Source organism: Cupriavidus sp. C2SS-8b, assembly GCF_057073745.1.
Genome location: NZ_CP172716.1, coordinates 1492341 through 1518538 on the forward strand (window position 1 = coordinate 1492341; position 26198 = coordinate 1518538).

Below are 26198 nucleotides of genomic sequence, written 5' to 3' on the forward strand. Positions count from 1 at the left end.
GCCGCGGAAGGCAGGCGGGGCATCGGTCCCGGAATCCTCGGGGCGGGCTGGCCGGTCGGGGCCGAATCGGGACAAGCGCCTCATGTACGAGGCTGGCGGGCGGGCCGAAAATTCGTTCCTCCGCTTGTCCCGGGCCGCTGCCTGCAGTGCGGCCCGCCTCCGGAAATTGACACGGCAGTCCGGCACGCCGGCGCCGCCACGATGGGATGGCGGCAAACGCGCGCCGACCTCGGCCAGGCACGGCAAAGGCGATCACCGTGCGGCCCGTTTTGAAGTGCTCATCGAGCGAGATCGCCTGTACAAGGCCATGCCGCATACCCCGGTGCCGTGCGAGGCGGTCCGGCGGGCCCTGTCTGGAGTTATCCATGCGTATGAACCTTGCCAAGACCATGCTTGCCGCTGCCGCACTCGCCGCCGGGCTCAGCAACATGGCCCACGCCGATGTGCGTGGCGAAGCCCCACGGGCAAATGCCGCGCAGAGCCATAACAGCCCGCGCGATCCTTTCACCGATGGCGCTCGCGGCGCAGCACAGGCCGGATTGCGAACCGAAGCGCGAACCGAAGCGCAGGCCGTCATCGCTCGTCAGGGCATGTCCGTGTGCGCGGTCGACGGCTCGGGCGCTGACCAGGGCGCGATGCGCATGGGCGAGCCTGATCCTTACACCGACGGCAGCCGGCAGGGCGGCCGCTACGATCCCTTCACCGATGGCGCTCGCACGCAACAGGGAGAAGGACGTGGCGGCGCATGCCTGACACAAGAGGTACAGCACGCGTAGTCACGCACACCGTCCGCGAACGATCCTCCTGAAACTCTCCTGCTGATCCTGCGCTGCGGTGCATGTGAGCCATGACCGCCACATGCACCGCGCCGGCGCAGGCCTCGCGGCAGACGTGCCGGGCCCGTTTTTTTCATCGGGCGTGGCAGCGCTTTGCCGTCTCGGCAAGCGGATTCCTTTGCTACTCTAGGTAGGTCACGTTGCGCGCCGATTGCGTGGGTCGTTTGCTGCCCGCGCCGGCAACCTGTGCCGCGTGAGCCGAAATGCCGATGTTCAAGCAGCAGATCCGCCTGTGCACCAGCCGCGAAGGCGTGCGGCTGGCGTATGCCATCACCGGCAGCGGCCCGCCGCTGGTCAAGGCGGCGAACTGGATGAGCCATCTCGAGTTCGATGTCGGCAGCCCGGTGTGGAGCCATCTGCTGACGGCACTGTCCAGCGACCACACGCTGATCCGCTATGACGAACGCGGCTGCGGGCTATCTGACCGCGAGGTGGAAGACCTGTCGTTCGACGCGTGGCTGCGCGACTTGGAAACGATTGTCGATGCCACGGGCGTCGATCATTTTCCGCTGCTGGGTATCTCGCAGGGCGCATCGATTGCGGTGGCGTACGCGGTGGCGCACCCGGAGCGCGTCAGCCACCTGATCCTGCACGGCGGCTACGCGCGCGGGCGGCTCAAGCGCGATCTGCACCTGAATCCGCACCTGCGCGACGAAGCCGAGCTGATGAACAAGCTGGCCGAGCTTGGCTGGGGCCAGGAGAACCCGGCGTTCCGCCAGTTCTTCACGACGCAGTTCATTCCAGGCGGCACGGCCGAGCAGCACCGGTGGTTCAATGAACTGGAAAGGGTCTCGACCTCGCCGGTGAACGCCGCGCGCTTCATGCGGGTGTTCAACGAGATCGACGTGGTGGCGCTGCTGCCGCGGGTGTCCTGCCCGACGCTGGTGCTGCATGCGGTGCGCGATGCGCGCGTGCCGTTCGACGAGGGGCGCCTGATCGCCAGCGAGATCCCGGGCGCACGTTTCGTGCCGCTGGAAAGCGGCAATCACCTGCTGCTCGAAACCGAACGCGAGTGGCAGCGCTGGCTCGACGAGATCCACAACTTCCTGCCGGCCCCGGTCGCGGTGGCCGACCCGGCGTTCCTGGCGCTGACGCGCCGCGAGCGCGACATCGTCGAGCTGATCGCGCAGGGACGCGACAACGCCCAGATTGCTGCCCGCCTTGACCTCAGCGAGAAGACCGTGCGCAACCACATCACCAGCATATTTTCCAAACTCGAAGTGGAAAACCGTTCGCAGGCCATTGTGCTGGCCCGCAAGGCGGGCTTTGACCGCGCCGACGCGGAAGCGCCGCGTATGGCTTAGTCGCTGACCAGGGTGCGCGCTTCCACCACCTTGTCGCGGTACGCTTCGAAGATCCGGCGCAGCGCCTGCTCCATCGTCACCTCGGGCTTCCAACCCAGTTCCTGCATGGTGTTGTCGATCTTCGGCACGCGGTGCTGCACGTCCTGGTAGCCCTTGCCGTAGAAGTCGCCCGACGAGGTCTCGACGATCTGCGTCTTGCGCGCCTCTTCGGCGTACTCCGGGTAGTCGGCGGCCATCTTCAGCATCATCTCGGCCAGTTCGCGCACCGAGTGGATGTTGGACGGATTGCCGATGTTGAAGATCTTGCCGCTGGCGACGCCGTCCTTGTTCTCGATGATGTGCATCAGCGCCGAGATGCCGTCCGAGATATCGGCAAACGCGCGCTGCTGCGCACCGCCGTCAACGAGCTTGATCGGCTCGCCACGCACGATATGACCCAGGAACTGCGTGACCACGCGCGAGGAGCCTTCCTTCGATTCGAAGATCGAATCGAGCCCGGCGCCGATCCAGTTGAACGGGCGGAACAGCGTGTAGTTCAGGCCCTGCTCCATGCCGTAGGCGTGGATGACGCGGTCCATCAGCTGCTTGGAGCAGGCGTAGATCCAGCGCGGCTTGTTGATCGGGCCGTAGATCAGCGGCGAGGCTTCCGGGTCGAACTCCTCGTCCGCGCACATGCCGTAGACCTCGGAGGTCGACGGGAACACCAGGTGCTTGCCGTACTTGACGGCGCTGCGCACGATCGGCAGGTTGGCTTCGAAGTCGAGTTCGAACACGCGCAGCGGGTTGCGCACGTAGGTGGCCGGCGTGGCGATGGCCACCAGCGGCAGGATCACGTCGCACTTGCGGATGTTGTACTCGATCCACTCCTTGTTGATGGTGATGTCACCCTCGAAGAAGTGCATGCGCGGATGGCTGACCAGGTCGCCCAGGCGGTCGGACGACATGTCCATGCCGTAGACCTCCCACGACGTGGTTTCCAGGATGCGGCGCGTCAGGTGGTGGCCGATGAAGCCGTTGACGCCAAGGATGAGGACTTTCTTGCCTTGCATGGGAGTGGTCTGTTGCATGGGTTAAGCGTAAGGATGAGCCGGGCGAGGGGGCCAGCCTAGCGTTGTGGTGCCGGTGCATTCACGGCAAAGTTGGTCACGGCCACGCGGCGCCAGTCGCGTGCGACCACGTACATGGGGGCGCGCTGGCTCAGTTCGGCGAAGGTGTCGGGCGACATGATCGCCATGGCGGGCTGGCCGTCCTGCCACGCGGCCAGGAACGACGCGGTGGTCGGCTGCCACTTCTGCGGTTCCTGGGTCACGCCGAATTCGAGTTCGTCGGGCCGCTCGACCATGACCAGCGTGTGGCGCAGGTAGAACGGCAGCGTGTGGTCAAGCACGCGCACGCTATAGAGCTTCATCTCGGGCCGCAGCACGCGCGCCACGGGCGCGATCATGTCGATGCCGGACGCCGAGCGGCCGATGACTTCATGCCCGAGCAGCGCACTGGAGAATGCCACGCACATGCCGATCGCATAGACCGTGATGCTTGCCATCAGTCCGCGTCGCGGCAGCAGCCAGCGCGCCGCGAGCGTGCTCGCGATCATTAGGCCAAATGCCACGGCCACCCAGATGGCATAGGCGCGATACAGCGTATTGGGCGTGTTGTTCGAATTGAGCGTGGCGACGATGGGGCTCGCCAGCAGCCCGATGATGCCGATCGCCAGGCCGCCCACGAGCTGGCGGCGCCAGGAGCGCTCGTTGATCGAATCCAGCGCCACGCCGCCGAGGATGCCCAGCGCCGGGAAGACCGGCAGGATATAGCCGGGCAGCTTCGAGTGCGACAGGCTGAAAAAGACAAAGATGGCCACGGCCCAGATGGCGGCGAGCAGCGCGGGCTGGAATGGACGCGGCGCGTTGCCGGCCGCCACGCCGGCGCGCTCGCGCACCGCGCGCCACATGCGCGGCACCAGGCCCAGCCACGGCAGGAACCCGCCGATCACGAGCGGCACGAAGTAGAGCAGCGGGCCCTTGCGCGAATGCACGTTCGACGTGTAGCGCTCCCAGTGCTCGTGGATAAAGAAGAAGCGCAGGAATTCCGGATTGCGTTCGGATACCAGCCAGAACCACGGCGCCGCGACCAGCAGCATCAGCGCGATGCCGCTCACCAGATGCAGGCGTCGCCACAGGGCAAGGTCGCGCGTCACGAGCGTGTAGATCGCGAGCACCAGCCCGGGCAGCGCGATGCCGACCAGTCCCTTGGTCAGGATGGCGACGCCCATGGCGAGCCAGCACGCCAGCATCCAGTTGCGGCGGGTGGCCGGCGTGGCGTCGGGGTGCTGCGCCAGCAGCATGAACGCCAGCACGCAGGCCATGGCCCCGGACAGCGTCATGTCGAGCGTGTTGAAGTGCGCCGCCACGCTCCACATCGGCGCGGCGACCATCACCAGGCCGGTTAGCAGCGCGGCGCGGGCGCCGAACCACCGGTGCGCAGCCAGCATGGAGGCCAGCAGGCCGAAAGCGCCGGCCAGCGCCACGCACAGGCGCGCCTGCCAGTCGCCGATGCCGAACAGCACATAGGACAGCGCCGTCACCCACATGTGGAACGGCGGCTTTTCAAAGTACTTCAGCGCGTTGTAGCGGATTGTCACCCAGTCGCCGCTGACGAACATTTCGCGGGCGATTTCGGCATAGCGGCCTTCATCGGGCCCGATCAGGTGGCGGAACTCCAGCGTACCGAACCAGAGCAGCGCGACCAGCGCGCAGACGCCGGCCAGCATCATCATGGGCACACCGCCGAAGCGGCGCCGGTGCCACGGCAGGGCAGCTTGCGAGGCAAGCGTGTCGGGCTCGCTCGTCAGGCGGTCGGAACCTTGATGCATGAAGGAAGGCAAGGAGGGCGTGGCGGATATCGGACCGGAAACCGGGCAAATGCCGTGTGGCAACGGTTGTCGGATGGCGATCGGACAAGCGGCCGGCTCAGGGCAACACGGGAGGATAAGTGACGAACCTTAATGGCAGATTAAGGAAATTTCGGCAGAATGTCGGCTGCGCGGCTTGCCGCGGCTTTATCGCCCTGTATCGGCCTATATCGCAGAAAAGCGGGCCTGGAAAATGAGAATTCTTATTGTTGAAGACGACCCCATGCTGGGCGACGGCTTGCTGCACGGGCTGCAACTGATGGGATACATCGTCGACTGGTTCACCACGGGCGCCGAGGCGGATCATGCGCTGGGCGTGGTGCAGTACGACGCCGTGGTGCTGGACCTGGGGCTGCCCGGCGACGACGGCATGTCGTGGCTCAGGCGCTGGCGCGAGCGCGGCTGCCAGATACCGGTCCTGGTGCTGACGGCCCGCGACGCAATCGAGAGCCGCATCAGCGGCCTGGACAGCGGCGCGGACGATTACCTGGTCAAGCCGATTTCCCTCGATGAACTGGCCGCCCGGCTGCGCGCCATGACGCGACGCGCCGCCGGCAACTCGGCGCCGGTCTGGCGGCACGGGGCGCTGGAGTTCCACCCCGCGGCAAAGCAGGCCTTCTGGCACGGCAAGCCCGTGGACCTGACCAGCCGCGAGGCCATGCTGCTGGAGCTGCTGCTGGCGCATCCGAACCGGCTGCTGACGCGCGAGGTCCTGCGCGACAAGCTCTATGACTGGCAGGCCGGCCTGGAGAGCAACACGCTCGAAGTGCATATCCACCATCTGCGCCGCAAGATCCATCCGAAGATCGTTCGCACTTTTCGCGGCGCCGGCTATACCCTGGGCGCGGCCGAGGATTGCGCATGACGCTGCAGCGGCGCCTGATCCTGGCCGTGCTGATCGCGACCCCGGTGGTGTGGCTGCTGACCATCGCCATGACGTACGTGCGGGCGCGCCACGAGATCAACGAGCTTTACGACACCGCCATGGTCCGCATGGCGATGCAGATGCATTCGCTGGTGCCGCTGGTCGACATCACGGCCGCGCCGTCGCGCGCGCGGCTGCCGACGCTTGCGGCGGGTGACCAGGGCGATGCGGGCCTTGGCGACCTCGCCATTGCCGCATGGCTGCCGGACGGCACGCCGATGCATATCGATCCGGACGGGGACCGGCTGCCGCGGGCGCCGGCGGCCAGGGGTTTCACCGACCGGCGCATCGACGGTCATCGCTGGCGGCTGTATTACCTGGACGATGCCCTGACCGGGTGGCGAGTCTGTATCGGGCAGAAGCTTGGCGAGCGCAACGAGCTGATCCTGTCCTATATCGCCGCGCAGGTGCTGCCGTGGATTGTTGGCCTGCCTGTGCTGATCGGACTGCTGATCTGGTTCATGCGGCGTGCCATGGCGCCGGTCCGTGAACTGTCGGCCGATATTGAGCGCCGCTCCCCGCACGACCCTGCGCCACTAAGCCTGGCCGCCGTGCCGGGCGAACTGGTGCCGCTGGTCAACGCCATGAACCGGCTGCTGGTGCGCGTTTCGGACTCGATTGAGCACGAGCGGCGCCTGACCGCGGACGCCGCGCACGAAATGCGCACGCCGCTGGCGGCGCTGAAGGCTCAATGGGAAATCGCGCAGCGTTCGCCCGATGAAAACGAGCGGGCCCGGGCACGCGCCAACGTCGAGTCCGGCATCGACCGCATGAGCCGGCTGGTGTCGCAGTTGCTGACCATGAGCCGGCTGGAGGATGCCTCGGCGCTGGCCTTGCTGGAGGACGCGAACTGGCAGCCGATCGCGCAGCAGGCACTTTCGGATTGCCTGGTGCTGGCGCAGCGCAGGAACGTGGATGTGGAGCTGATCTGGCCGCCCGAGGACGTCGCGCCATTGCCGCTGGCCGGCGACCCGAACCTGCTGGGGCTGATGCTGCGCAACCTGCTGGACAACGCGATCCGCTATAGCCCGGCGGGCGCGATGGTGACCATGGATTTCCGTGCCGATGCGATCCTGATCTGCGATGAAGGGCCTGGGGCGGCGCCCGAGGTGCTGGCGCGGCTCGGGGACCGGTTCTTTCGCGTGGGTGGGCAGCGGGAGCAGGGGCATGGGCTTGGCATCTCTATCGCGCAGCGCGTTGCGCGGCTGCATGGATTGGGCATCGCGTTTGCTAACCGCAATGACGGTCGATGCGGGCTGACGGTGCGCATCTATCGCTGCGGCGAGCAGTAAATAAAAGGTTCTTCTGGATAGATACGTCAGATGAGCGAACCCGGATTACTTGGTGGCTCCTGCTAACCCCGTCATCGATACGACGCCTACGGCTGCGCTGCACGCACTCAGCAAAAACCGCGGGAAGAAGAAACGGAAGCACCGGCGTCAGCGCCGTTGATGCCTCCGACTACCCGACTAGTGAGCCGCGCAGCAGCCGAAGGCGATGATGCGATAACGCGGGCAGTGTCGGGCCACGGACAGGTTCGGGGCTGGTTCAATCATTGTTGGAGAGCCTGCAGGCGGACGCGCTCCACGCGGCAGGCAGCGGGGCAGACTCTGAAGCCAATACCCGTACGAAATTCTTCGCACACTACGATCAATATTCGTCCGTTAGGACAAGCAAACGCGCTTTTTGGTTACTTTTTGTCGCTCGGACAAAAAGTGACTCGCCGGCTACGCCGGCGAAACAGCCGCGCCTGCCAAGAACGATGCCCCACAATTCACGGAAGAACCATAAAAAATGCCCCTTGGGTCATTCACTCCACGGGGCATTTTTTCACAGACACAGAACCCGTCAACTCATCGCTTGAGCTTTGCAAATGCCGCCGCCATGGCGCCGCCAGGCTCCGCCTCGCGCCGAGCCCCGCCGTTGCCGAAGCCCTTGCTCCCCTGCCGCTGGCCGCCGCGATCCCCCGACGGTCGCGCCGAAGTCTGCCCCGGCTCGTCATCGAGCCGCATGCTCAGCCCGATACGGTTGCGCTTGACGTCGACCTCCATCACCTTGACCTTGACGATCTGGCCGGCCTTGACCACTTCATGCGCGTCCTTGACGAACTTGTTCGACAGCGCGGAGATATGCACCAGGCCATCCTGGTGGACGCCGATGTCGACGAACGCGCCGAATGCCGCCACGTTGGTGACCACGCCTTCCAGGATCATGCCCGGCTGCAGGTCCTTCACGTCCTCGACGCCTTCCTGGAAGGTTGCGGTCTTGAACTCGGGCCGCGGGTCGCGGCCCGGCTTTTCCAGTTCGGTCAGGATGTCGCGCACGGTCGGCAGGCCGAACGACTCGTCGGTGAACTGCGCCGGCGACAGGCCGCGCAGCGCTTCACGGTTGCCCATGACGTCCGACAGCCCCTTCTTGATATGGTCCAGGATGCGCTTGACGACCGGATAGGCTTCCGGGTGCACCGAGGAGCGGTCCAGCGGATTGTCGCCGGTATTGACGCGCAGGAAGCCGGCCGCCTGCTCGAAAGTCTTGTCGCCCAGGCGCGGCACCTTCTTCAGCGCATCGCGGTTCGAGAACGCGCCGTTGGCGTCGCGGTACTCGACGATATTGCGCGCCAGCACCGTGTTCAGGCCCGATACGCGCGCCAGCAGCGGCGCCGAGGCGGTGTTCACATCCACGCCCACGGCATTCACGCAGTCCTCGACCACGGCATCGAGCGTGCGGGCCAGCTCGCGCTGGTTCACGTCGTGCTGGTACTGGCCCACGCCAATCGATTTCGGGTCGATCTTCACCAGTTCGGCAAGCGGATCTTGCAGGCGGCGCGCGATCGATACCGCGCCGCGCAGCGACACGTCCAGTTCCGGGAATTCCTTGGCGGCCAGCTCCGACGCCGAGTACACCGAGGCACCGGCTTCGCTCACGACGATCTTGGTGAGCTTCAGGTCGGGCGCCAGGCGCATCAAGTCCTGCACCAGCTTGTCGGTTTCGCGGCTGGCGGTGCCATTGCCGATCGACACCAGTGCAACGCCGTGCTGCTTGGCCATGCGCCCAAGCGTGGCGAGTGAGCCGTTCCAGTCGCGGCGCGGCTCATGCGGGTAGATCGTCGCAGTTTCCAGCAACTTGCCGGTGGCATCGACCACGGCTACCTTGCAGCCGGTACGGATGCCCGGATCGACGCCCATCACGGCCTTGGGGCCGGCGGGTGCGGCCAGCAGCAGCTCGTGCAGGTTGCGGCCGAACACCTTGATGGCCTCGCTTTCGGCGGTTTCGCGCAGTTGCGTCAGCAGCTCGGTTTCCAGGTGCGGCTGCACTTTCACGCGCCAGCACCAGCGGCACACATCGCCCAGCCACTTGTCGGCGGGGCGGCCCTGGTTCTGGATGCCAACGTGGCGCGCGATCATGCCTTCGCACGGGTGGGGCACCATGGCATCCTGCTCTTCGCCCAGGCCCAGCTTGACCATCAGCACGCCCGCATTGCGGCCGCGGAACAGCGCCAGGGCGCGGTGGGACGGTACCGTGCGGATGGTTTCGCTGTACTGGTAGTAATCGCGGAACTTCTCTTCCTCGGCGGTTTCCTTGCCGTCCATCACCGTGGAGCTGACCACGCCGTTGCTCCACAGGTGTTCGCGCAGCTTGCCGAGCAGTTCGGCGGTTTCGCCGAATTGCTCGGACAGGATGTCGCGCGCGCCGTCCAGCGCCGCCTTGACGTCCGGCACGCCGCCATCGGCGGTCGGGTTGCCGTTGACGTATTTGGCTGCTTCAGCCTGCGGGTCCAGCGTCGGATCGGCGAGCAATGCCTGGGCCAGCGGCTCCAGGCCGCACTCGCGCGCGATCTGGGCGCGCGTGCGGCGCTTGGGCTTGTAGGGCAGGTAGAGGTCTTCCAGCGCCTGCTTGGTTTCGGCGCCCTCGATGGCAGTGCGCAGCTCCGGCGTGAGCTTGCCTTGCTCCTCGATCGAGGCAAGGATGGCCAGGCGACGCTCTTCCATGTCGCGCAGGTACAGCAGGCGCTCTTCCAGCGTACGCAGCTGGGTGTCGTCCAGGTTGTCGGTCACTTCCTTGCGGTAGCGGGCAATGAACGGAACGGTCGCGCCTTCATCGAGCAGGGCCACGGCAGCCGCCACCTGGCGGGGTTGAACGGTCAGTTCAGCCGCGATGAGCGACACAATCTTTTGCGAAACGGATGCGGGCAGATTGGACATCGGGAATTCGGTCTGTCGAAGCGGTCAGTCGAAAGCGGGGCATTTTGCCACAAGCGGGGCGGCTTTCCGTCACAGAAGAGGGACTGTTTGCGGGCGTGTATCTTGCTGCACGCCGCCCGGCAGTGCCCTCAGGCGCGTGGCGGGGCGGATGCTAGAATTCGGCCATGACCTTCAAGCCCCATCCGGCCGTCGCGCCCGCCACGCCCGTGGCCGTCCGCGACACGGCAACCGTTGCCATGATCCCCGCCGCATGCCTGCCCCGTTCCGTCCCGCGCCGTGACGGGCCCATGATGCCGTCTGCCCGCCTGTTTGCCATGGCGGTGTGGCTGACCGTGGTCGGCGCCGGCACGCTGGCACCGCTGTCGGACAGCGCAGCGCAGGCCTCCGCGCCGGCAGCGGCGCCGCGTGATTTCGCCGCCGAACGCAAGGCGATCGGCGATTCGCGCGCGTGGACCAACTATCGCTTCGCCACGGCGGAACGCGCGTGTTACGACAAATTCTTCGTCACCCATTGCATCGACGAGGCGAAGGAAGTGCAGCGCCAGGAATTGCAGGTATTGCGCCAGCGCGACCTGGAAGTAGGCGAAGCCGAGCGCGCCCAGCGCGCCGCCGACCGCGATCGCGAACAGGCGTTGCGCCGGGCCGAGTTCGAAGCTGGCCAGCCCAAGCGCAGCGCGAACGAACAGGCCAGCCGCGAATCCTTCGAAAAGAAGCAGCAGGAGCAGCAGCTGCGCGACGCGCAGCACCGGGCCGACGCACCGAAGCGCTCGGCCAACGCGCAGTCCTACCAGCAGAAGCAGGCCGACTACGACGCCCGCATGCGCGAGGCGCAGAGCAAGGGCGCGGAACAGGCGCGTCAGCGCGAAGAGAACGTCAAGGCGTATGAGGCCAAGCAGCGCGAAGCCGAACAGCGCCAAAAGGACCAGGACGAGCGGCGCGCCAAGGCGAAAGAGCAGCAGGGGCAGGCGTCGGCGCCGCGTCCCTTCGGTTTCTGAGCGGGTCGGCGGCCAGCCAGCCTGTTTTGGGAAGACGCGGCGGGGGAGATGCACATGGACGATAACCTGAATACTCTCGAACGGCAGATCATGGATCTGCAGATCGAGCACCGCGACCTGGACTACCTGATCGACCGGCTGGCGGACGATCCGACCCACGACGAACTCCAGCTCCGGCGGCTGAAGAAGCGCCGCCTCAAGCTGAAGGACGCCATCACCCTGCTGCAACTCCAGCTCGAACCCGACGTGCCGGCCTGAGCGCAGCGCACGCCGACACCGACAGCGCCGCATGGCGCGAACCCTGAGCCTTACCCGCCTTGACCATCCAGACCGATCCGACCGAACTGCCAGAGCCGGACGCAGACACCGATAGCCCGGCGCCAGCGCAGGCCGAGCTGGTTCCCGCGTCCGCCGTCCCCGCCAACCACGCCAGCGAACTGGCCACGATCTTTGCCGAAACCGGCACGCTGGCGCAGGGCATCCCGGGCTATCGTCCGCGCCATGCGCAACAGCAAATGGCGGAAGCGGTGGCCGGAGCCATCGAGCGCAGCGACACGGTGATCGTCGAGGCCGGGACGGGCACGGGCAAGACCTTTGCCTACCTGGTCCCCGCCATGCTCTGGGGAGGCAAGGTGGTGCTTTCCACCGGCACCAAGAATCTGCAGGACCAGCTTTTCCTGCGCGATATCCCGACCGTGCGGCGCGCGCTGAATGTGCCGATTTCGGTATCGCTGCTCAAGGGCCGGGCCAACTATCTGTGCCACTATCACCTTGAACGCGCGCAGGCCAACGGCAGGCTCGCGTCCAAGCAGGACGCGGCATGGCTGCGCGACATCGCGCGCTTTGCCAAGACCACCACGTCGGGCGACAAGGCTGAACTGGCCGAGGTGCCCGAGAATGCGCCGGTGTGGCAACTGGTGACCTCCACGCGGGACAACTGCCTGGGTTCGGAGTGCCCGAACTACAAGGACTGCTTCGTCATGCGGGCCCGCAAGGAAGCCCAGCAGGCCGACGTGGTGGTGGTGAACCACCATCTGTTCTTCGCAGATGTGGTGCTGCGCGACACCGGCATGGCCGAACTGCTGCCGGCCGCGAACACGATCATCTTCGACGAGGCGCACCAGCTTCCCGACACGGCGACGCTGTTCTTTGGCGAGACGCTGTCGACCAGCCAGTTGCTGGAGATCTGCCGCGACACGGTAGCCGAAGGCCTGTCGCATGCGCGCGATGCGGTCGACTGGGTTGCCATCGCAGCGCCGCTAGAACGCGCCACGCGCGACCTGCGCCTGGCTTTCGGCAAGGAGAATGCGCGCCTGGCGCTGGGGCAGATCGAGGCCGACCGGCGCATCGGCGAACCGTTCTTCGACACGCTCGATGCGCTCGAAGAGGCGCTGTCGGTCTTCGTCGAGCATCTCGAAAGCCAGGCCGAGCGGGCCGAGACGCTGCAGCAATGCCACCGGCGCGCCGTCGAGCTGCAGCAGCGGCTTGAAGCGTGGCGGGACGAAGGCAAGGCGTTCGCCGTACCCGCCCCGCAAGCGGCGGACACGGCGGACACGGCGGACGAAGCCACGCAGGCGCCCGCTGCAACGCCGCCGGCGGCGCCGGCGCAGTTCGGCCCGGAGACGGTGCGCTGGGTTGAGGTGTTCTCGCACACCGTGCAGCTGCACCGTACCCCGCTATCGATCGCGCCGATCTTTACGCGGCAGCGCGAAGGGCATCCGCGCGCATGGGTGTTTACATCGGCGACGCTGTCGGTGAAAGGCAACTTCACGCACTATGCCGCGCAACTGGGGCTCAACAAGGACAATTCGCTGACCTTGCCGAGCCCGTTCGATTACGGCAAGCAGGGCCTGCTGTACGTCCCGCGGGACATGCCGCCGCCCAATTCGCCGCAGTTCACCGATGCGGTGGTGGCGGCGGCGCTGCCGCTGATCGAGGCCGCCGGCGGGCGCACCTTCCTGTTGTGCACGACGCTGCGGGCCGTGCAGCGCGCCTCGGACCTGCTCTACGATGCCTTTGCCGAGCGCGGACTCGAACTGCCGCTGCTGGTGCAGGGGCAGGCCAGCCGCACGGAACTGCTCGACCGGTTCCGCGAACTCGGCAACGCGGTGCTCGTGGGCAGCCAGAGCTTCTGGGAAGGCGTGGATGTGCGTGGCGAGGCGTTGTCGCTGGTCATCATCGACAAGCTGCCGTTCGCGCCGCCCGATGACCCGGTGCTTGCGGCGCGCATGGAAGTGCTGCAGAAGAAGGGCCTGAGCCCGTTTGCGGTACACCAGCTGCCGCACGCGGTGATCACGCTGAAGCAGGGCGCCGGGCGGCTGATCCGCTCGGAATCCGACCGGGGCGTGCTGGCCATCTGCGATACGCGGCTGGTCGAGAAGCCCTATGGCCGCCAGATCTGGCAAAGCCTGCCGCCGTTCACGCGAACGCGCGAGGCACAGACCGTGGTGCGCTTCCTCGAATCCCTGCGGGGCAGGGAGAAAGGCGAGGGTGGCAGCGAAAGCAACGGCAAGGACGCAGGCGAGGACAAGGACGGCGCGCAGCAGGACTGAGCCGCGCCGCCTGTGCCGTCATCCAACAAGAAACGGGACAATCCTTGCGGATTTGTCCCGTTTCTCTGTGCGTTGCAGGATCAGTGCCCTGCGTCGCCGCCAATCAGAACACTTCCCACCAGGATTTGTCCTTGCGGCGCTCGCCGTACTTGATGTAGTCGCTGTTGGGGAAGTTGCGTTCCATCACGCGTGCCGTGTCGTCGCGCAGGTCCTTCATGCCGAGCGAGTCGTACGAGCGGATCATGATGTACAGCGCTTCCTCGTTGGCCGGGGCGCCGTCGTAGTCCTTGAGCGACTGCTGGGCCCGATTGACCGCCGCGAGATAGGCGCCGCGCTTGTAGTAGTAGCGGGCGGCGTGCACCTCGTGCTGGGCCAGCGAGTTGACGATGTACTGCATGCGCGCGGTGGCGTCAGGCGTGTACTTGCTGTCCGGGTACTTCGTGACGAGCGTATTGAAGGCGTCGTAGGCCGCGCGGGCCGCCTTCGGGTCGCGCTCGCTCAGGTCCTGGCCGGAAAAACGGCCCAGCCAGCCCAGGTTGTCGTTGAAGTTGATCAGGCCCTTGAGATAGTAGGCGTAATCGATATTCGGGTGGCTCGGGTGCAGCTGGATAAAGCGATCCACCGCGGCCAGCGCCGCCGCCGTCTCGCCATCCTTGTAGCTGGCGTAGGCGGTATCGATCTGCGCTTGCTGCGCGTAGCGGCCGAACGGATAGCGGCCCTCGAGCTTTTCGTAGAGCTTGACGGCGCGTGTGTAGTCGCCGCCGTCCAGGGCGTCCTTGGCTTCCGAATATAATTTGTTGGCCGACCAGCCGGCAGTCTCGTCGGGCTGGTCAGCGAGCAGGCCGCATGCCGACAGCATGACGCAGCCGCCTGCGAGCAGAATCGCTCCAAATCCCGCGCGCCAATTTGCGCGCTTCATGCTCAGCAATTGCATGGGCAACGTATCCCGGATGAAGAAAAATAGCGTCAAGCATTATAGCCCAAGCCCCCAGCCAGAATCCGGCCCGGGAACACAGTCACCCGATCAGGTGCGCGTCCAGGCATCCCTGGCCGACAACGATGAGGTCGAAGACTTCGCCGACGAGGTGCCACCGGCACCCGCGGCGGATCTTGCCATACCGCTGATCCTGGAAGTCGATAGTGCCGCACATGGCGAGCGCCTGGACAAGCTCCTGGCTCGGCATTTCAGCGAATTCTCGCGCAGCCGGCTGCAACAGTGGATCGAAAGCGGCGCCGTGCGCGTCGACGGCGAAGTGCGCCGGCCGCGCGATGCGGTGCAGATGGGCAACCGCATCGAGGTGCAGCCGCAGGCCGCGCCGGAATCGCAGGCGTTCGCCGCGGAGGACGTGCCGCTGGACATCGTGTACGAGGATGAAACGCTGCTCGTCGTCAACAAGCCGGCCGGGCTGGTCGTGCATCCCGCCGCGGGCAACTGGAGTGGCACGGTGCTCAACGGCTTGCTGCACCGTTACCCTGGCGCGGCGGCCCTGCCGCGCGCGGGCATCGTGCATCGGCTCGACAAGGAAACCACGGGGCTGATGGTCGTGGCGCGCACGCTGACGGCGCAGACCGACCTCGTGCGCCAGCTGCAGGCGCGTACAGTCAAGCGAACGTACCTCGCACTGGTGTGGGGCCGCACGTACGACGAAGGCACCATCGATGCGCCGATCGGCCGCGATCCGCGCGAGCGCACGCGCATGGCCATTGTCCATACCAGCAGCGGCAAGCCGTCGCGCACGCATTTCCGCACGCTGGCGACGGTGCCGCTCGGGCGCAGCTTCGTGTCGATGGTGCGGTGCCAGCTCGAAACCGGGCGCACGCACCAGATCCGCGTGCATTTCGAATCGATTGGCCATCCGCTCGTGGGCGATCCCGTCTACTTCCGCGCCACGCAACGCGGCCAGCGGCCGGCCGTGCGCGTTCAGCTGCCGGTGCCCTTCGAGCGGCAGGCCCTGCACGCGTTCCAGCTGGGGCTGGTGCACCCGGCCACGGGCAAGGCGATGAAGTGGACCGCGCAACCGCCGGAGGACCTCCAGGCCCTGATCGATGCGCTCGATTTCTCCGCCGGCGAGGCCGAGAGCGATGCCGATGAGGAGGACTGGGACGACGAAGACTGGGAAGACGGTCCCGAGATCATCTGGGCCAACGGGGACGACGATGACGACTGATCCCGCGTGGCTCCAGCCGGACTGGCCCGCGCCCGCCTCGGTGTGCGCGTTATCCACCACGCGCGCGGGCGGCGTGAGCCGTGGCGTGTATGGGAGGGACGGCGGTGAACCGGGCGGTCTTAACCTTGGCACGCATGTCGGGGATGATCCCGCGCATGTCGCCGAAAACCGTGCACGGCTGGCCGCGCAGTTGCCCGCCATGCCGCTGTGGCTGGAGCAGGTCCATGGCTGCGCGGTGGCTACGGTCGATCATCTCGCAAAGTCGGGCGCGGCGGCTCCGCGCGCCGATGCGAGTGTGGCGGTCGCGCCCGGGGAGGTGTGCGCGATCATGACCGCGGACTGCCTGCCCGTGCTGTTGTGCGATGCCGAGGGGACCGTGGTGGGCGCGGCGCACGCGGGATGGCGTGGCCTGTGCAGCGGCGTGATCGAGGCCACGCTGTCGCGCATGCAGGCCGCGCGCGGCAAATCTTCATCGCGCTGGCTTGCCTGGTTGGGACCCGCGATCGGACCCGGGTCCTTCGAGGTCGGTGCCGAGGTGCGTGACGCCTTTCTGGCGCAGGCCCGGGCAAACGAGCATGCGGCTGTGGACGCTGCCTTCCGGCCTGGCGCTGAAGGCAAGTACATGGCCGACATCTACGCACTGGCCCGCACCCGCCTGGCCCGTGCGGGTTGCACGGACGTCTACGGCGGCGATGCCTGCACGGTATCCGATCCGCAGCGCTTCTATTCCTATCGGCGCGACGGCGTGACGGGCCGCATGGCCAGCCTCGTCTGGCTCGCAAGCTGAACCGGTTGCGGGCCGCTCATTGCGGCCCGCTTTTACCTGGGCCGGCGCTTTCCTCTTCGCGTGCGCGTTCGGCGCGCGCTTCCTGCGCCTTGCGGCGCCGCCGCCGGCCGGGCGTCCCCATGATGTAGAGCACCAGCGCTACCGGTGCGGCGCCATAGAGCAGGAACGTGGCGACGCCGGCAACGATGCTGTGCTCGGTGATCGCCATCATCAGAGCCACGTAGAGCCATCCGATGGCTACGATGTACATGAAACTTTCATCCTTTGCAGATAGGCTTTCGCGCTGGTCCCGGAACCCGCGACTCCCTACCGGCAGGTAGGTTTTCCGGGTGTGTGGGCCGACGCGGTTTTGTGCATTGACAGCGCGTACATTGCAAGGCAACAATGGCCTCGAATGTTGCGGAATCCCGCGTAGTTTCCTTGTTTTTGCCGGCAAGCATACCGCATGGCGCTGCCATGCCGGAGTGCGGTGCAAGCCGGGCAGGGGACGTTATCCAGATCGAAGGGATAGCTGCATGTGGAAGTCCTGGGTGCTCCTGGTCGCGGGTGCACTGACCAGGTCTATCCGGATTGCGTCTCCAGATGCATAAGTGCCGGCCAGGGCAATGTCCCGGGAGCCGGTCTGACATAGTGACGGCAGAGAGACATTAACATCATGGCGACCGGCAAAGGTGCGGCAGCTTCCACAGCGGAAGACAAGTCCCAACCGTTCAAGTTTCCGCCGGGGCCATTGGATCCAGCAACATGGCTGGAGTGGTCCCGTCAGTGGCAAGGCCCGCAGGGCAACGGCGCGGGGCTTTCCCCGGGCATCCCAGGATTCGCCGGCTTCCCCGGCTTCCCCGGATTCGAGGCGTTCGGTGCCAGCCCGCTGGCGGGCGTCAAGATCGACCCGGCCCTGCTCGCGGAGATTCAGCAGCGCTACATGCGCGACTTTGCCGACCTGTGGCGCGGTCTGGCTGAAGGCGATACCGAATCCGGCGGCAAGCTGCACGATCGTCGCTTTGCCAGCGAAGCCTGGCACAAGAACGCGCCGTATCGGTACACCGCTGCGTTCTACCTGCTCAATGCGCGCGTGCTGACGGAGATGGCCGAGGCCGTCGAGGCGGATCCCAAGACGCGCCAGCGTATCCGCTTCGCCGTGTCGCAATGGGTCGACGCCATGTCGCCCGCCAATTTCCTGGCCACCAATCCCGATGCGCAGAACCGGCTGATCGAGTCCGGCGGCGAGTCGCTGCGGGCCGGCGTGCGCAATATGCTGGAAGACCTGGGCCGCGGCAAGATTTCGCAGACCGACGAGAGCGCGTTTGAAGTGGGCCGCAACGTAGCGGTCACCGAAGGCTCCGTCGTCTACGAAAACGAATTCTTCCAGTTGCTGCAATACAAGCCACTGACCGACAAGGTCTATGCGCGCCCGCTGCTGCTGGTGCCGCCTTGCATCAACAAGTTCTACATCCTCGACCTGCAGCCGGAAAGCTCGCTGGTGCGGTACGCGGTGGAGCAGGGCCATACGGTGTTCCTGGTGTCGTGGCGCAATCCCGATGCCAGCATGGCCGACCGCACGTGGGACGACTACATCGAGCATGCGGCCATCCGCGCGATCGAAGTGGTGCGCGACATCAGCGGCCAGGACCAGATCAACGCGCTGGGCTTCTGCGTCGGCGGGACCATCATTTCCACGGCACTGGCGGTGCTGGAGGCGCGCGGCGAACGACCGGTGGCGAGCCTGACGCTGCTGACCACGCTGCTTGACTTCAGCGATACCGGCATCCTTGACGTATTCGTCGACGAAGCCCACGTCAAGCTGCGCGAAGCCACGCTTGGCGGCGCGTCCGGGACGCCATGCGGCCTGTTGCGCGGTGTGGAACTGGCCAATACGTTCTCGTTCCTGCGCCCGAACGACCTGGTCTGGAACTACGTGGTCGACAACTACCTGAAGGGCAAGACGCCGGTGCCGTTCGACCTGCTGTTCTGGAACGGCGACGCCACCAACCTGCCGGGCGCGTGGTACTGCTGGTACCTGCGCCATACGTACCTGCAGGACGAACTGAAGGTGCCCGGCAAGCTGACTGTCTGCGACGCGCCGGTCGACCTGAGCGCCATCGATGTGCCGACCTATATCTATGGCTCGCGCGAAGACCACATCGTGCCGTGGGTGGCGGCGTATTCATCGACCGCGTTGCTCAAGAACAAGCTGCGCTTCGTGCTCGGCGCATCCGGGCACATTGCCGGCGTTATCAACCCGCCGGCCAAGAACAAGCGCAGCCACTGGACCAACGAAGCCCTGCCGGCTTCGGCGCAAGAATGGCTGGCTGGTGCCGAAGAACATCACGGCAGCTGGTGGCCGGACTGGATGAACTGGCTCGGCAAGCAGGCCGGTGCCAAGCGTGCCGCGCCGACCGGCTATGGCAATGCGCGCTATCCCGCCATCGAACCCGCGCCTGGCCGCTACGTCAAAGCCAAGGCATGACTCTTGCGGATGGTCCCGGTAACGGGACCATCCGCTGACCACCCCAGATACCCTTTGAGAGGACTGCAAATGACCGATATCGTCATCGTTTCCGCCGCCCGTACCGCCGTAGGCAAGTTTGGCGGTTCGCTCGCGAAGATTCCCGCACCGGAGCTGGGCGCCATCGCCATCAAGGCAGCGCTGGAGCGTGCTGGCATAAAGCCCGAACAGGTCAGCGAAGTGATCATGGGCCAGGTGCTGACGGCCGGTTCGGGCCAGAACCCGGCCCGCCAGGCGTCGATCAAGGCGGGCCTGCCGGCGTCGGTGCCGGCCATGACCATCAACAAGGTGTGCGGATCGGGCCTGAAGGCCGTGATGCTGGCCGCTAACGCGATCGTGGCCGGCGATGCGGAGATCGTCGTGGCCGGCGGCCAGGAAAACATGAGCGCCGCGCCGCACGTGCTGCCGGGCTCGCGCGACGGCTTCCGCATGGGCGACGCCAAGCTGGTCGACACCATGATCGTGGACGGCCTGTGGGACGTGTACAACCAGTACCACATGGGCGTCACCGCGGAGAACGTGGCCAAGGAATACGGCATTACCCGCGAAGCGCAGGATGAGTTCGCCGTGGCTTCGCAGAACAAGGCCGAGGCTGCGCAGAAGGCGGGCAAGTTCAATGATGAAATCGTCCCGGTCATGATTCCCCAGCGCAAGGGCGATCCCGTTGCCTTCGACAAGGACGAATACATCCGCCAGGGCGCCACGCTGGACAGCATGGCCGGCCTGAAGCCCGCCTTCGACAAGGCTGGCACGGTCACCGCCGCCAATGCTTCCGGCCTTAACGACGGTGCGGCCGCAGTGGTGGTGATGTCGGCCGCCAAGGCCAAGGAGCTGGGCCTGACGCCGCTGGCCACGATCAAGGCCTACGCCAATGCCGGTGTGGACCCGAAGGTCATGGGCATGGGCCCGGTGCCGGCGTCCAAGCGTGCGCTGTCGCGCGCGGGCTGGGGCGTGCAAGACCTGGACCTGATGGAAATCAACGAGGCCTTTGCCGCGCAGGCGCTGGCCGTGCACCAGCAGATGGGCTGGGACACGTCCAAGATCAACGTGAATGGCGGCGCCATCGCCATCGGCCACCCGATCGGCGCATCGGGCTGCCGTATCCTGGTAACGCTGCTGCACGAGATGAAGCGCCGCGACGCGAAGAAGGGCCTGGCCTCGCTGTGCATCGGCGGCGGCATGGGCGTGGCGCTGGCCGTCGAACGCAAGTAATAATGGGGTGTGCCTTGGGCGCGCGGCGATTCGCGCGGCCCGGGCGAAGATAACGAAGAGCCAATCAAGGAGTGGACATGACTCAGCGCATTGCATATGTGACCGGCGGTATGGGCGGCATCGGGACCGCTATCTGCCAACGTCTCGCCAAGGATGGCTTCCGCGTGGTGGCCGGTTGCGGCCCCAATTCACCGCGTCGCGAACGGTGGCTCGAACAGCAGAAGGCGCTCGGCTTCGACTTCGTTGCCTCCGAAGGCAACGTGGCCGACTGGGATTCGACCAAGGCTGCTTTCGACAAGGTGAAGGCCGAAGTCGGCGAGGTCGATGTGCTGATCAACAACGCGGGTATCACCCGTGACGTGGTGTTCCGCAAGATGACCCGTGCCGACTGGGACGCGGTGATCGACACCAACCTGACGTCGCTGTTCAACGTGACCAAGCAGGTCATCGACGGCATGGTCGATCGCGGTTTCGGCCGCATCGTCAATATCTCGTCGGTGAACGGGCAGAAGGGCCAGTTCGGCCAGACCAACTATTCCACCGCCAAGGCTGGCCTGCACGGCTTCACCATGGCGCTGGCGCAGGAAGTCGCGACCAAGGGCGTGACGGTGAATACCGTTTCGCCTGGCTATATCGCTACCGACATGGTCAAGTCGATCCGCCAGGACGTGCTGGACAAGATCGTCGGCACCATCCCGGTCAAGCGCCTGGGCGAGCCGTCGGAAATCGCGTCCATCTGTGCATGGCTGTCGTCGGAGGAATCGGGCTTCTCGACGGGCGCCGACTTCTCGCTGAACGGCGGTTTGCATATGGGCTGATCGCGCTCTGCATGCTGCGCGAAGGTACCGTTTTTGCGGTGCAGCCAGCGCAGCGCACAAGGCGTTGTCGAAGACGAATTGCGGGCTCTTTGGGGCCCGCAATTCGTTTGTGCGTGCGGGTTTTCCTTAAGCTACCCGGCTTTTCTTAGTGCTTTGTTGGGCATAGAATCAAGGCAGAAGCACGGCTGGCACCAATGTCGTGCAACGTGCGGCCTTCGCGGGGGCGAAGGCAACGAGCCACTGGCGGCTAATCCGCGATGATTCGCGACACATTCGCAACGAATCCGCGAGTGCGCACATAGAAACTTTTCAGGACCTTCCGGATGGCCCGGCCCTACCGGTTTGCGCACTGCACCGCATGCGGTGCAGCAGCGCCCATCAGCGACGACAAGAGGACAGACCACCGATGGCCACGAGCAAAAAAGGCGCAGAGCGACTGATCAAGAAATATCCCAATCGCAGGCTCTACGACACTCAGACCAGCACCTACATCACCCTGGCCGACGTGAAGCAGCTCGTCATGGAGTCAGAGGACTTCAAGGTCGTGGACGCCAAGTCCGGTGATGAGCTGACGCGCAGCATCCTGCTGCAGATCATCCTGGAAGAAGAAACCGGTGGCGTGCCGATGTTCTCCAGTGCCATGCTGTCGCAGATCATCCGCTTCTATGGCCACGCCATGCAGGGCATGATGGGCACTTACCTGGAAAAGAACATCCAGGCCTTCATCGACATCCAGAGCAAGCTGGCCGAGAACTCCAAGGGCCTGTATTCCGGCGAGGCCTTCAGCCCCGACATGTGGTCCCAGTTCATGAACATGCAGGGACCGATGATGCAGGGCATGATGAGCAACTACATCGAGCAGAGCAAGAACCTGTTCGTGCAGATGCAGGAGCAGATGCAGAGCCAGGCGAAGAATATGTTCGGGACGTTCCCGTTCAATCAGCCGGAAAAGAAGTAAGAAGTACCGGCGGCGGGCCGCCCGGTTCGCTGCCTCGCCTCCTGGCGCTGTTCCCGCATGTTCTGCGGGGCGGCGCCCAAACAGGTAAAATGCGCCCCTCCTGAACTGGCGGCTCATCTTGCGGATTCGCCTGCAGCGCGATATCCCGATGCCTCCCAGCTTTCACCGCTCCGAACTGGCGCCGCTTGAATCCGGCGCATTCCCGTTGGCTCCGGTCTGACCATGAGCCGGCTTTTCCTTGCTCCGATGGAGGGGCTCGCCGATTATGTGCTGCGCGATGTCCTGACTGGCCTGGGAGGCTATGACGGGTGCGTCTCCGAGTTCGTCCGGGTGACGGGCTCGCTGCTCCCCGGGCGTGTCTACGAACGGGACACCCCGGAAATCCTGCAGGGCGGCTACACCACGGCTGGCACGCCGATGGTGATCCAGCTGCTCGGCAGCGATCCCGCGTGGATGGCGCGCAATGCGGCCTATGCAGCAACCTTGTCTCCCCATGGTGTCGACCTGAACTTCGGTTGCCCGGCCAAGGTTGTCAACCGGCACGGTGGCGGCGCCATGCTGCTGGCGCATCCCGAGCAGCTGCATCGCATCGTGACCGCGGTGCGCGCGGCGGTCCCGGCACATATCAAGGTCACGGCCAAGATGCGGCTTGGCGTCTCGGATACCGCCCTGGCGCTCGATTGCGCCACGGCGCTGGCGGACGGTGGGGCCGCGTCGCTGGTGGTGCATGCCCGCACGCGCGACCACGGTTATCGGCCCCCGGCGCACTGGGAATGGATCGCCCGCATCGCTGACACCATCGACATTCCGGTCATTGCCAACGGCGAAGTCTGGTCCGTCGCCGATTGGGAGCGTTGCCGCGCGGTCAGTGGCTGCGCCGATGTGATGATCGGGCGTGGCGCGGTATCGGACCCATTCCTGGCCCTACGTATCCGCGGGCTCATGGATAGCACGCCATCGGACGAGGAGTGGCCGCTGGTCCAGAGCCAGATTGCCGGTTATCTGCGCAAGCTGCACGACCGGATTGATGCCGGCAATGAGCATGGCCGGGTGAAATTGTGGCTGAGCTATCTCAAGCGGACCTGGCCGCAGGCTGCGGCGCTGCACGCAGCGATCCGCAGGATCCATGACTCGGCGCAGATCGAGCAGGTGCTGCAAAGTTTTCCGGACGTCACGTCCGGACAAATCCCGGAATCAGGTTCGATTGACAGGCCATGTCTGGTCTGAGACGCCGGGTAAACCTCGCAACGGTTAAAATACAGGGTTCCGCGCGGCGCCTGGCGGCCTTGTCCGGCCTCCGTCGAGATAACCCGATATACTCCGCCCCGCCTGTCCTATATTCGCATTCCCCGTGAAAAATCCTTCAGAATCAATGACCCAGAAAGACCAAAGTCCGCGCGTGGGTTTCGTTTCGCTTGGCTGCCCCAAGGCTTTGGTCGACTCCGAGCAGATCATCACCCAACTGCGCGCCGAGGGTTACGCGATCAGCGGCACCTATGACGGCGCCGACCTGGTCGTGGTCAACACCTGCGGCTTTATCGACGAAGCCGTGCAGGAAAGCCTGGACGCCATCGGCGAGGCGCTGAACGAGAATGGCAAGGTCATCGTGACCGGCTGCCTGGGGGCCAAGAAGGACGCGGCGGGACAAGACATTGTGTCGTCGGTCCATCCGAAGGTGCTGGCCGTGACCGGCCCGCATGCGCTGGGCGAGGTCATGCAGGCGGTGCACACGCACCTGCCCAAGCCGCATGACCCGTTCAAGGACCTGGTGCCGGCGGCAGGCATCAAGCTCACGCCGAAGCACTACGCCTACCTGAAGATTTCGGAAGGCTGCAACCACCGCTGCTCGTTCTGCATCATCCCGTCGATGCGCGGCGACCTGGTGTCGCGCCCGGTGGCCGAGGTCATGCTGGAAGCCGAGAACCTGTTCAAGTCCGGCGTCAAGGAACTGCTGGTGATCTCGCAGGACACGAGCGCCTACGGCGTCGACGTGAAATACCGTACCGGCTTCTGGGATGGCCGCCCGCTCAAGACGCGGATGACTGAGCTGGTGGCCGCACTGGGCGAACTGGCGGCCAAGTACGGCGCCTGGGTGCGGCTGCACTACGTTTATCCGTACCCGCACGTCGACGAAATTATCCCGCTGATGAACGGTGGCCACGTGCTGCCGTACCTTGACGTGCCGCTGCAGCACGCTCATCCGGATGTGCTCAAGCGCATGAAGCGCCCGGCCAACGCCGAGAAGACCCTGGACCGCATCCGCGCCTGGCGCGAGGTGTGCCCGGAACTGACCATCCGCAGCACCTTCATTGCCGGCTTCCCGGGCGAGACCGAGGCCGAATTCCAGACCCTGCTCGATTTCATCGCCGAGGCCGAACTGGACCGCGTGGGCTGCTTTGCCTATTCGCCGGTGGATGGCGCCACCGCCAATGACCTGCCCGGTGCGCTGCCCGACGAAGTGCGCGAGGAACGCCGCGCCCGCTTTATGGAAGTGGCCGAGGAAGTCTCGGCACGCCGGCTGCAGCGCAAGGTCGGCCAGACCCTGCGCGTGCTGGTGGACGAGGTGAACCAGGAGGGCGGCATCGGCCGCTCTTCTGCCGACGCCCCGGAGATTGACGGCCTGGTCTATATCGCGCCGCCGGAGAAGGCATCGCAGCGCTATCGGGCAGGCGAGTTCGTCCACGTGACGATCACCGGCGCCGACGGGCACGACCTGTGGGGTGAAGTGCAATAAAGCGGCCTTTACTGCCCATACCTTTAGGTAAAAGTACGTTCGTTCGATTTCCCCGCGATGCCGCTATACTGTGCACCGCAACATAACCTCATGGAGACGAGACATGACGCGTGAAGTCGTAGTGGTGAGTGGCGTACGTACGGCAATCGGGACCTTTGGCGGCAGCCTGAAGGACATGGCGCCGGTCGATATGGGCGCGCTCGTGGTGCGTGAAGCGCTATCGCGCGCCAAGGTGTCCGGCGATGACGTTGGCCACGTCGTGTTCGGCAATGTGATCCAGACCGAGCCGCGCGACATGTACCTGGGCCGTGTGGCGGCCGTCAACGGCGGCGTAACGACCAATGCGCCGGCGCTGACCGTGAACCGCCTGTGCGGCTCGGGCCTGCAGGCGATTGTCAGCGCCGCGCAGACCATCCTTCTGGGCGATGCCGACATCGCCATCGGTGGCGGTGCCGAAAGCATGAGCCGCGCGCCGTACCTCGCGCCTGCCGCCCGCTGGGGCGCGCGCATGGGCGATGCCGCCATGGTCGACATGATGCTGGGCGCGCTGCACGACCCGTTCCATCGCATCCACATGGGTGTCACGGCGGAAAACGTGGCCAAGGAATACGACATCAGCCGCAGCCAGCAGGACGAGGCCGCGCTGGAGTCGCACCGCCGCGCTTCGGCCGCCATCAAGGCCGGCTATTTCAAGGACCAGATCGTTCCCGTGACGCTCAAGAGCCGCAAGGGCGAAGTGAGCTTCGACACGGACGAGCACGTGCGCCATGACGCCACCATCGACGACATGACCAAGCTCAAGCCGGTCTTCGTCAAGGAAAACGGCACGGTGACGGCGGGCAACGCCTCGGGCCTGAACGATGCCGCCGCCGCGGTGGTGCTGATGGAGCGCGCCGAGGCCGAGCGCCGCGGCCTGAAGCCGCTGGCCCGCCTGGTGTCCTACGGCCACGCCGGCGTGGATCCGAAGACCATGGGCATTGGCCCGGTCCCGGCCACGAAGATCGCGCTGGAGCGCGCTGGCCTGTCGGTGTCCGACCTGGACGTGATTGAAGCCAACGAAGCGTTTGCCGCGCAAGCCTGCGCGGTGACCAAGGCGCTGGGCCTGGACCCGGCCAAGGTCAATCCGAACGGCTCCGGCATTTCGCTCGGCCACCCGATCGGCGCCACCGGCGCACTGATCACGGTCAAGGCACTGTACGAGCTGCAGCGCGTGCAGGGTCGCTATGCGCTGGTGACGATGTGCATTGGTGGTGGCCAGGGTATTGCCGCGATCTTCGAGCGCGTCTGAGTCTT

General features: G+C 65.6%; 21 protein-coding genes. 16 read left to right on the plus strand and 5 right to left on the minus strand.

The features are described 5' to 3' along the window. The first annotated feature begins 371 nt into the window (after nucleotides 1-371). Together ACIGJB_RS06875 and ACIGJB_RS06880 are read left to right on the plus strand one after the other, a co-directional pair. The gene (locus ACIGJB_RS06875; protein WP_483731970.1) at nucleotides 372-776 is read left to right on the plus strand and encodes a hypothetical protein; all 405 of its coding nucleotides are present in this window, start codon (nucleotides 372-374) and stop codon (nucleotides 774-776) included. A gap of 263 nt (nucleotides 777-1039) precedes the next feature. Beyond that, complete coding sequence (locus tag ACIGJB_RS06880) at nucleotides 1040-2140, plus strand: alpha/beta fold hydrolase (RefSeq protein WP_483711194.1); 1101 nt, start codon at nucleotides 1040-1042, stop codon at nucleotides 2138-2140. Here the strand turns inward: ACIGJB_RS06880 and ACIGJB_RS06885 are convergent. Then, the gene (locus ACIGJB_RS06885) at nucleotides 2137-3189 is read right to left on the minus strand and encodes a bifunctional UDP-4-keto-pentose/UDP-xylose synthase (protein WP_483732272.1); all 1053 of its coding nucleotides are present in this window, start codon (nucleotides 3187-3189) and stop codon (nucleotides 2137-2139) included. The two genes, ACIGJB_RS06880 and ACIGJB_RS06885, sit on opposite strands and share 4 nt — an antisense overlap. Nucleotides 3190-3245: 56 nt before the next feature. Continuing rightward, complete coding sequence (locus ACIGJB_RS06890) at nucleotides 3246-5009, minus strand: glycosyltransferase family 39 protein (protein WP_483731971.1); 1764 nt, start codon at nucleotides 5007-5009, stop codon at nucleotides 3246-3248. Nucleotides 5010-5241: 232 nt separating this feature from the next. On the opposite strand from ACIGJB_RS06890, the gene ACIGJB_RS06895 reads away from it, so the two are divergent. Continuing rightward, entirely contained in the window at nucleotides 5242-5913 is a 672-nt protein-coding gene (locus tag ACIGJB_RS06895; RefSeq protein ID WP_483711196.1) for a response regulator, read from the plus strand. Beyond that, nucleotides 5910-7265 carry an ATP-binding protein gene (locus ACIGJB_RS06900; RefSeq protein WP_483731972.1) on the plus strand — a complete coding sequence of 452 codons (1356 nt, stop codon included), beginning with the start codon at nucleotides 5910-5912 and terminating at the stop codon, nucleotides 7263-7265. Before ACIGJB_RS06895 ends, ACIGJB_RS06900 begins: the two co-directional genes overlap by 4 nt. A gap of 561 nt (nucleotides 7266-7826) precedes the next feature. Here the strand turns inward: ACIGJB_RS06900 and ACIGJB_RS06905 are convergent. Continuing rightward, nucleotides 7827-10175, minus strand: a complete 2349-nt coding sequence (locus tag ACIGJB_RS06905) for a Tex family protein (RefSeq protein WP_483731973.1) — start codon at nucleotides 10173-10175, stop codon at nucleotides 7827-7829. Between the two features lie 164 nt (nucleotides 10176-10339). On the opposite strand from ACIGJB_RS06905, the gene ACIGJB_RS06910 reads away from it, so the two are divergent. Genes ACIGJB_RS06910 through yoaA form a run of 3 tightly spaced genes read left to right on the plus strand, consistent with a single transcriptional unit; the run spans nucleotide 10340 to nucleotide 13722 of the window. Then, nucleotides 10340-11170, plus strand: a complete 831-nt coding sequence (locus ACIGJB_RS06910) for a hypothetical protein (protein WP_483731974.1) — start codon at nucleotides 10340-10342, stop codon at nucleotides 11168-11170. Between the two features lie 54 nt (nucleotides 11171-11224). Continuing rightward, nucleotides 11225-11428 (plus strand): DUF465 domain-containing protein, encoded by a 204-nt coding sequence (locus ACIGJB_RS06915; protein ID WP_483711200.1) that lies wholly within the window; start codon nucleotides 11225-11227, stop codon nucleotides 11426-11428. A 59-nt stretch (nucleotides 11429-11487) separates the two neighbouring features. After that, nucleotides 11488-13722: a DNA repair helicase YoaA gene (yoaA, locus tag ACIGJB_RS06920; RefSeq protein WP_483731975.1), complete on the plus strand. Its 2235-nt coding sequence runs from the start codon at nucleotides 11488-11490 to the stop codon at nucleotides 13720-13722. A 103-nt stretch (nucleotides 13723-13825) separates the two neighbouring features. Here yoaA and ACIGJB_RS06925 read toward each other — a convergent pair whose 3' ends face one another. Next, nucleotides 13826-14656, minus strand: a complete 831-nt coding sequence (locus tag ACIGJB_RS06925; RefSeq protein WP_211948054.1) for an outer membrane protein assembly factor BamD — start codon at nucleotides 14654-14656, stop codon at nucleotides 13826-13828. Nucleotides 14657-14672: 16 nt separating this feature from the next. Between ACIGJB_RS06925 and ACIGJB_RS06930 the strand changes: the two genes are divergently transcribed. Both ACIGJB_RS06930 and pgeF read left to right on the plus strand, forming a co-directional pair. Continuing rightward, a complete protein-coding gene (locus tag ACIGJB_RS06930; RefSeq protein WP_483731976.1) occupies nucleotides 14673-15890 on the plus strand; it encodes an RluA family pseudouridine synthase in 1218 nt (405 codons plus the stop codon). After that, entirely contained in the window at nucleotides 15880-16677 is a 798-nt protein-coding gene (pgeF, locus tag ACIGJB_RS06935) for a peptidoglycan editing factor PgeF (RefSeq protein WP_483731977.1), read from the plus strand. Before ACIGJB_RS06930 ends, pgeF begins: the two co-directional genes overlap by 11 nt. Before the next feature lie 16 nt (nucleotides 16678-16693). On the opposite strand, the gene ACIGJB_RS06940 is transcribed toward pgeF, so the two are convergent. After that, entirely contained in the window at nucleotides 16694-16927 is a 234-nt protein-coding gene (locus tag ACIGJB_RS06940; protein ID WP_483731978.1) for a hypothetical protein, read from the minus strand. Between the two features lie 405 nt (nucleotides 16928-17332). Between ACIGJB_RS06940 and phaC the strand changes: the two genes are divergently transcribed. The 7 genes from phaC to bktB all read left to right on the plus strand — a co-directional run bounded on the left by phaC (nucleotide 17333) and on the right by bktB (nucleotide 26193). Further along, the gene (gene phaC / locus ACIGJB_RS06945; protein ID WP_483731979.1) at nucleotides 17333-19144 is read left to right on the plus strand and encodes a class I poly(R)-hydroxyalkanoic acid synthase; all 1812 of its coding nucleotides are present in this window, start codon (nucleotides 17333-17335) and stop codon (nucleotides 19142-19144) included. Between the two features lie 69 nt (nucleotides 19145-19213). Then, nucleotides 19214-20395, plus strand: a complete 1182-nt coding sequence (locus ACIGJB_RS06950; protein ID WP_483731980.1) for an acetyl-CoA C-acetyltransferase — start codon at nucleotides 19214-19216, stop codon at nucleotides 20393-20395. Nucleotides 20396-20472: 77 nt separating this feature from the next. Next, the gene (locus ACIGJB_RS06955; RefSeq protein WP_483711205.1) at nucleotides 20473-21213 is read left to right on the plus strand and encodes a 3-ketoacyl-ACP reductase; all 741 of its coding nucleotides are present in this window, start codon (nucleotides 20473-20475) and stop codon (nucleotides 21211-21213) included. A 406-nt stretch (nucleotides 21214-21619) separates the two neighbouring features. Then, a complete protein-coding gene (gene phaR / locus ACIGJB_RS06960) occupies nucleotides 21620-22171 on the plus strand; it encodes a polyhydroxyalkanoate synthesis repressor PhaR (RefSeq protein ID WP_483731981.1) in 552 nt (183 codons plus the stop codon). Nucleotides 22172-22393: 222 nt separating this feature from the next. Continuing rightward, nucleotides 22394-23398, plus strand: coding sequence for a tRNA dihydrouridine synthase (locus ACIGJB_RS06965; RefSeq protein ID WP_483731982.1), 1005 nt, complete (start codon nucleotides 22394-22396; stop codon nucleotides 23396-23398). A 145-nt stretch (nucleotides 23399-23543) separates the two neighbouring features. Beyond that, the gene (rimO, locus tag ACIGJB_RS06970) at nucleotides 23544-24905 is read left to right on the plus strand and encodes a 30S ribosomal protein S12 methylthiotransferase RimO (protein ID WP_483731983.1); all 1362 of its coding nucleotides are present in this window, start codon (nucleotides 23544-23546) and stop codon (nucleotides 24903-24905) included. A gap of 103 nt (nucleotides 24906-25008) precedes the next feature. Further along, the gene (gene bktB / locus ACIGJB_RS06975) at nucleotides 25009-26193 is read left to right on the plus strand and encodes a beta-ketothiolase BktB (protein ID WP_483731984.1); all 1185 of its coding nucleotides are present in this window, start codon (nucleotides 25009-25011) and stop codon (nucleotides 26191-26193) included. Nucleotides 26194-26198 lie beyond the last annotated feature (5 nt).

Coding starts and splice junctions, on each gene's coding strand:
- ACIGJB_RS06875 (WP_483731970.1), top strand. CDS start 372: ATGAACCTTGCCAAGACCATGCTTGCCGCTGCCGCACTCGCCGCCGGG.
- ACIGJB_RS06880 (WP_483711194.1), top strand. CDS start 1,040: ATGCCGATGTTCAAGCAGCAGATCCGCCTGTGCACCAGCCGCGAAGGC.
- ACIGJB_RS06885 (WP_483732272.1), bottom strand. CDS start 3,189: ATGCAAGGCAAGAAAGTCCTCATCCTTGGCGTCAACGGCTTCATCGGC.
- ACIGJB_RS06890 (WP_483731971.1), bottom strand. CDS start 5,009: ATGCATCAAGGTTCCGACCGCCTGACGAGCGAGCCCGACACGCTTGCC.
- ACIGJB_RS06895 (WP_483711196.1), top strand. CDS start 5,242: ATGAGAATTCTTATTGTTGAAGACGACCCCATGCTGGGCGACGGCTTG.
- ACIGJB_RS06900 (WP_483731972.1), top strand. CDS start 5,910: ATGACGCTGCAGCGGCGCCTGATCCTGGCCGTGCTGATCGCGACCCCG.
- ACIGJB_RS06905 (WP_483731973.1), bottom strand. CDS start 10,175: ATGTCCAATCTGCCCGCATCCGTTTCGCAAAAGATTGTGTCGCTCATC.
- ACIGJB_RS06910 (WP_483731974.1), top strand. CDS start 10,340: ATGACCTTCAAGCCCCATCCGGCCGTCGCGCCCGCCACGCCCGTGGCC.
- ACIGJB_RS06915 (WP_483711200.1), top strand. CDS start 11,225: ATGGACGATAACCTGAATACTCTCGAACGGCAGATCATGGATCTGCAG.
- ACIGJB_RS06925 (WP_211948054.1), bottom strand. CDS start 14,656: ATGCAATTGCTGAGCATGAAGCGCGCAAATTGGCGCGCGGGATTTGGA.
- ACIGJB_RS06930 (WP_483731976.1), top strand. CDS start 14,673: ATGAAGAAAAATAGCGTCAAGCATTATAGCCCAAGCCCCCAGCCAGAA.
- pgeF (WP_483731977.1), top strand. CDS start 15,880: ATGACGACTGATCCCGCGTGGCTCCAGCCGGACTGGCCCGCGCCCGCC.
- ACIGJB_RS06940 (WP_483731978.1), bottom strand. CDS start 16,927: ATGTACATCGTAGCCATCGGATGGCTCTACGTGGCTCTGATGATGGCG.
- phaC (WP_483731979.1), top strand. CDS start 17,333: ATGGCGACCGGCAAAGGTGCGGCAGCTTCCACAGCGGAAGACAAGTCC.
- ACIGJB_RS06950 (WP_483731980.1), top strand. CDS start 19,214: ATGACCGATATCGTCATCGTTTCCGCCGCCCGTACCGCCGTAGGCAAG.
- ACIGJB_RS06955 (WP_483711205.1), top strand. CDS start 20,473: ATGACTCAGCGCATTGCATATGTGACCGGCGGTATGGGCGGCATCGGG.
- phaR (WP_483731981.1), top strand. CDS start 21,620: ATGGCCACGAGCAAAAAAGGCGCAGAGCGACTGATCAAGAAATATCCC.
- ACIGJB_RS06965 (WP_483731982.1), top strand. CDS start 22,394: ATGAGCCGGCTTTTCCTTGCTCCGATGGAGGGGCTCGCCGATTATGTG.
- rimO (WP_483731983.1), top strand. CDS start 23,544: ATGACCCAGAAAGACCAAAGTCCGCGCGTGGGTTTCGTTTCGCTTGGC.
- bktB (WP_483731984.1), top strand. CDS start 25,009: ATGACGCGTGAAGTCGTAGTGGTGAGTGGCGTACGTACGGCAATCGGG.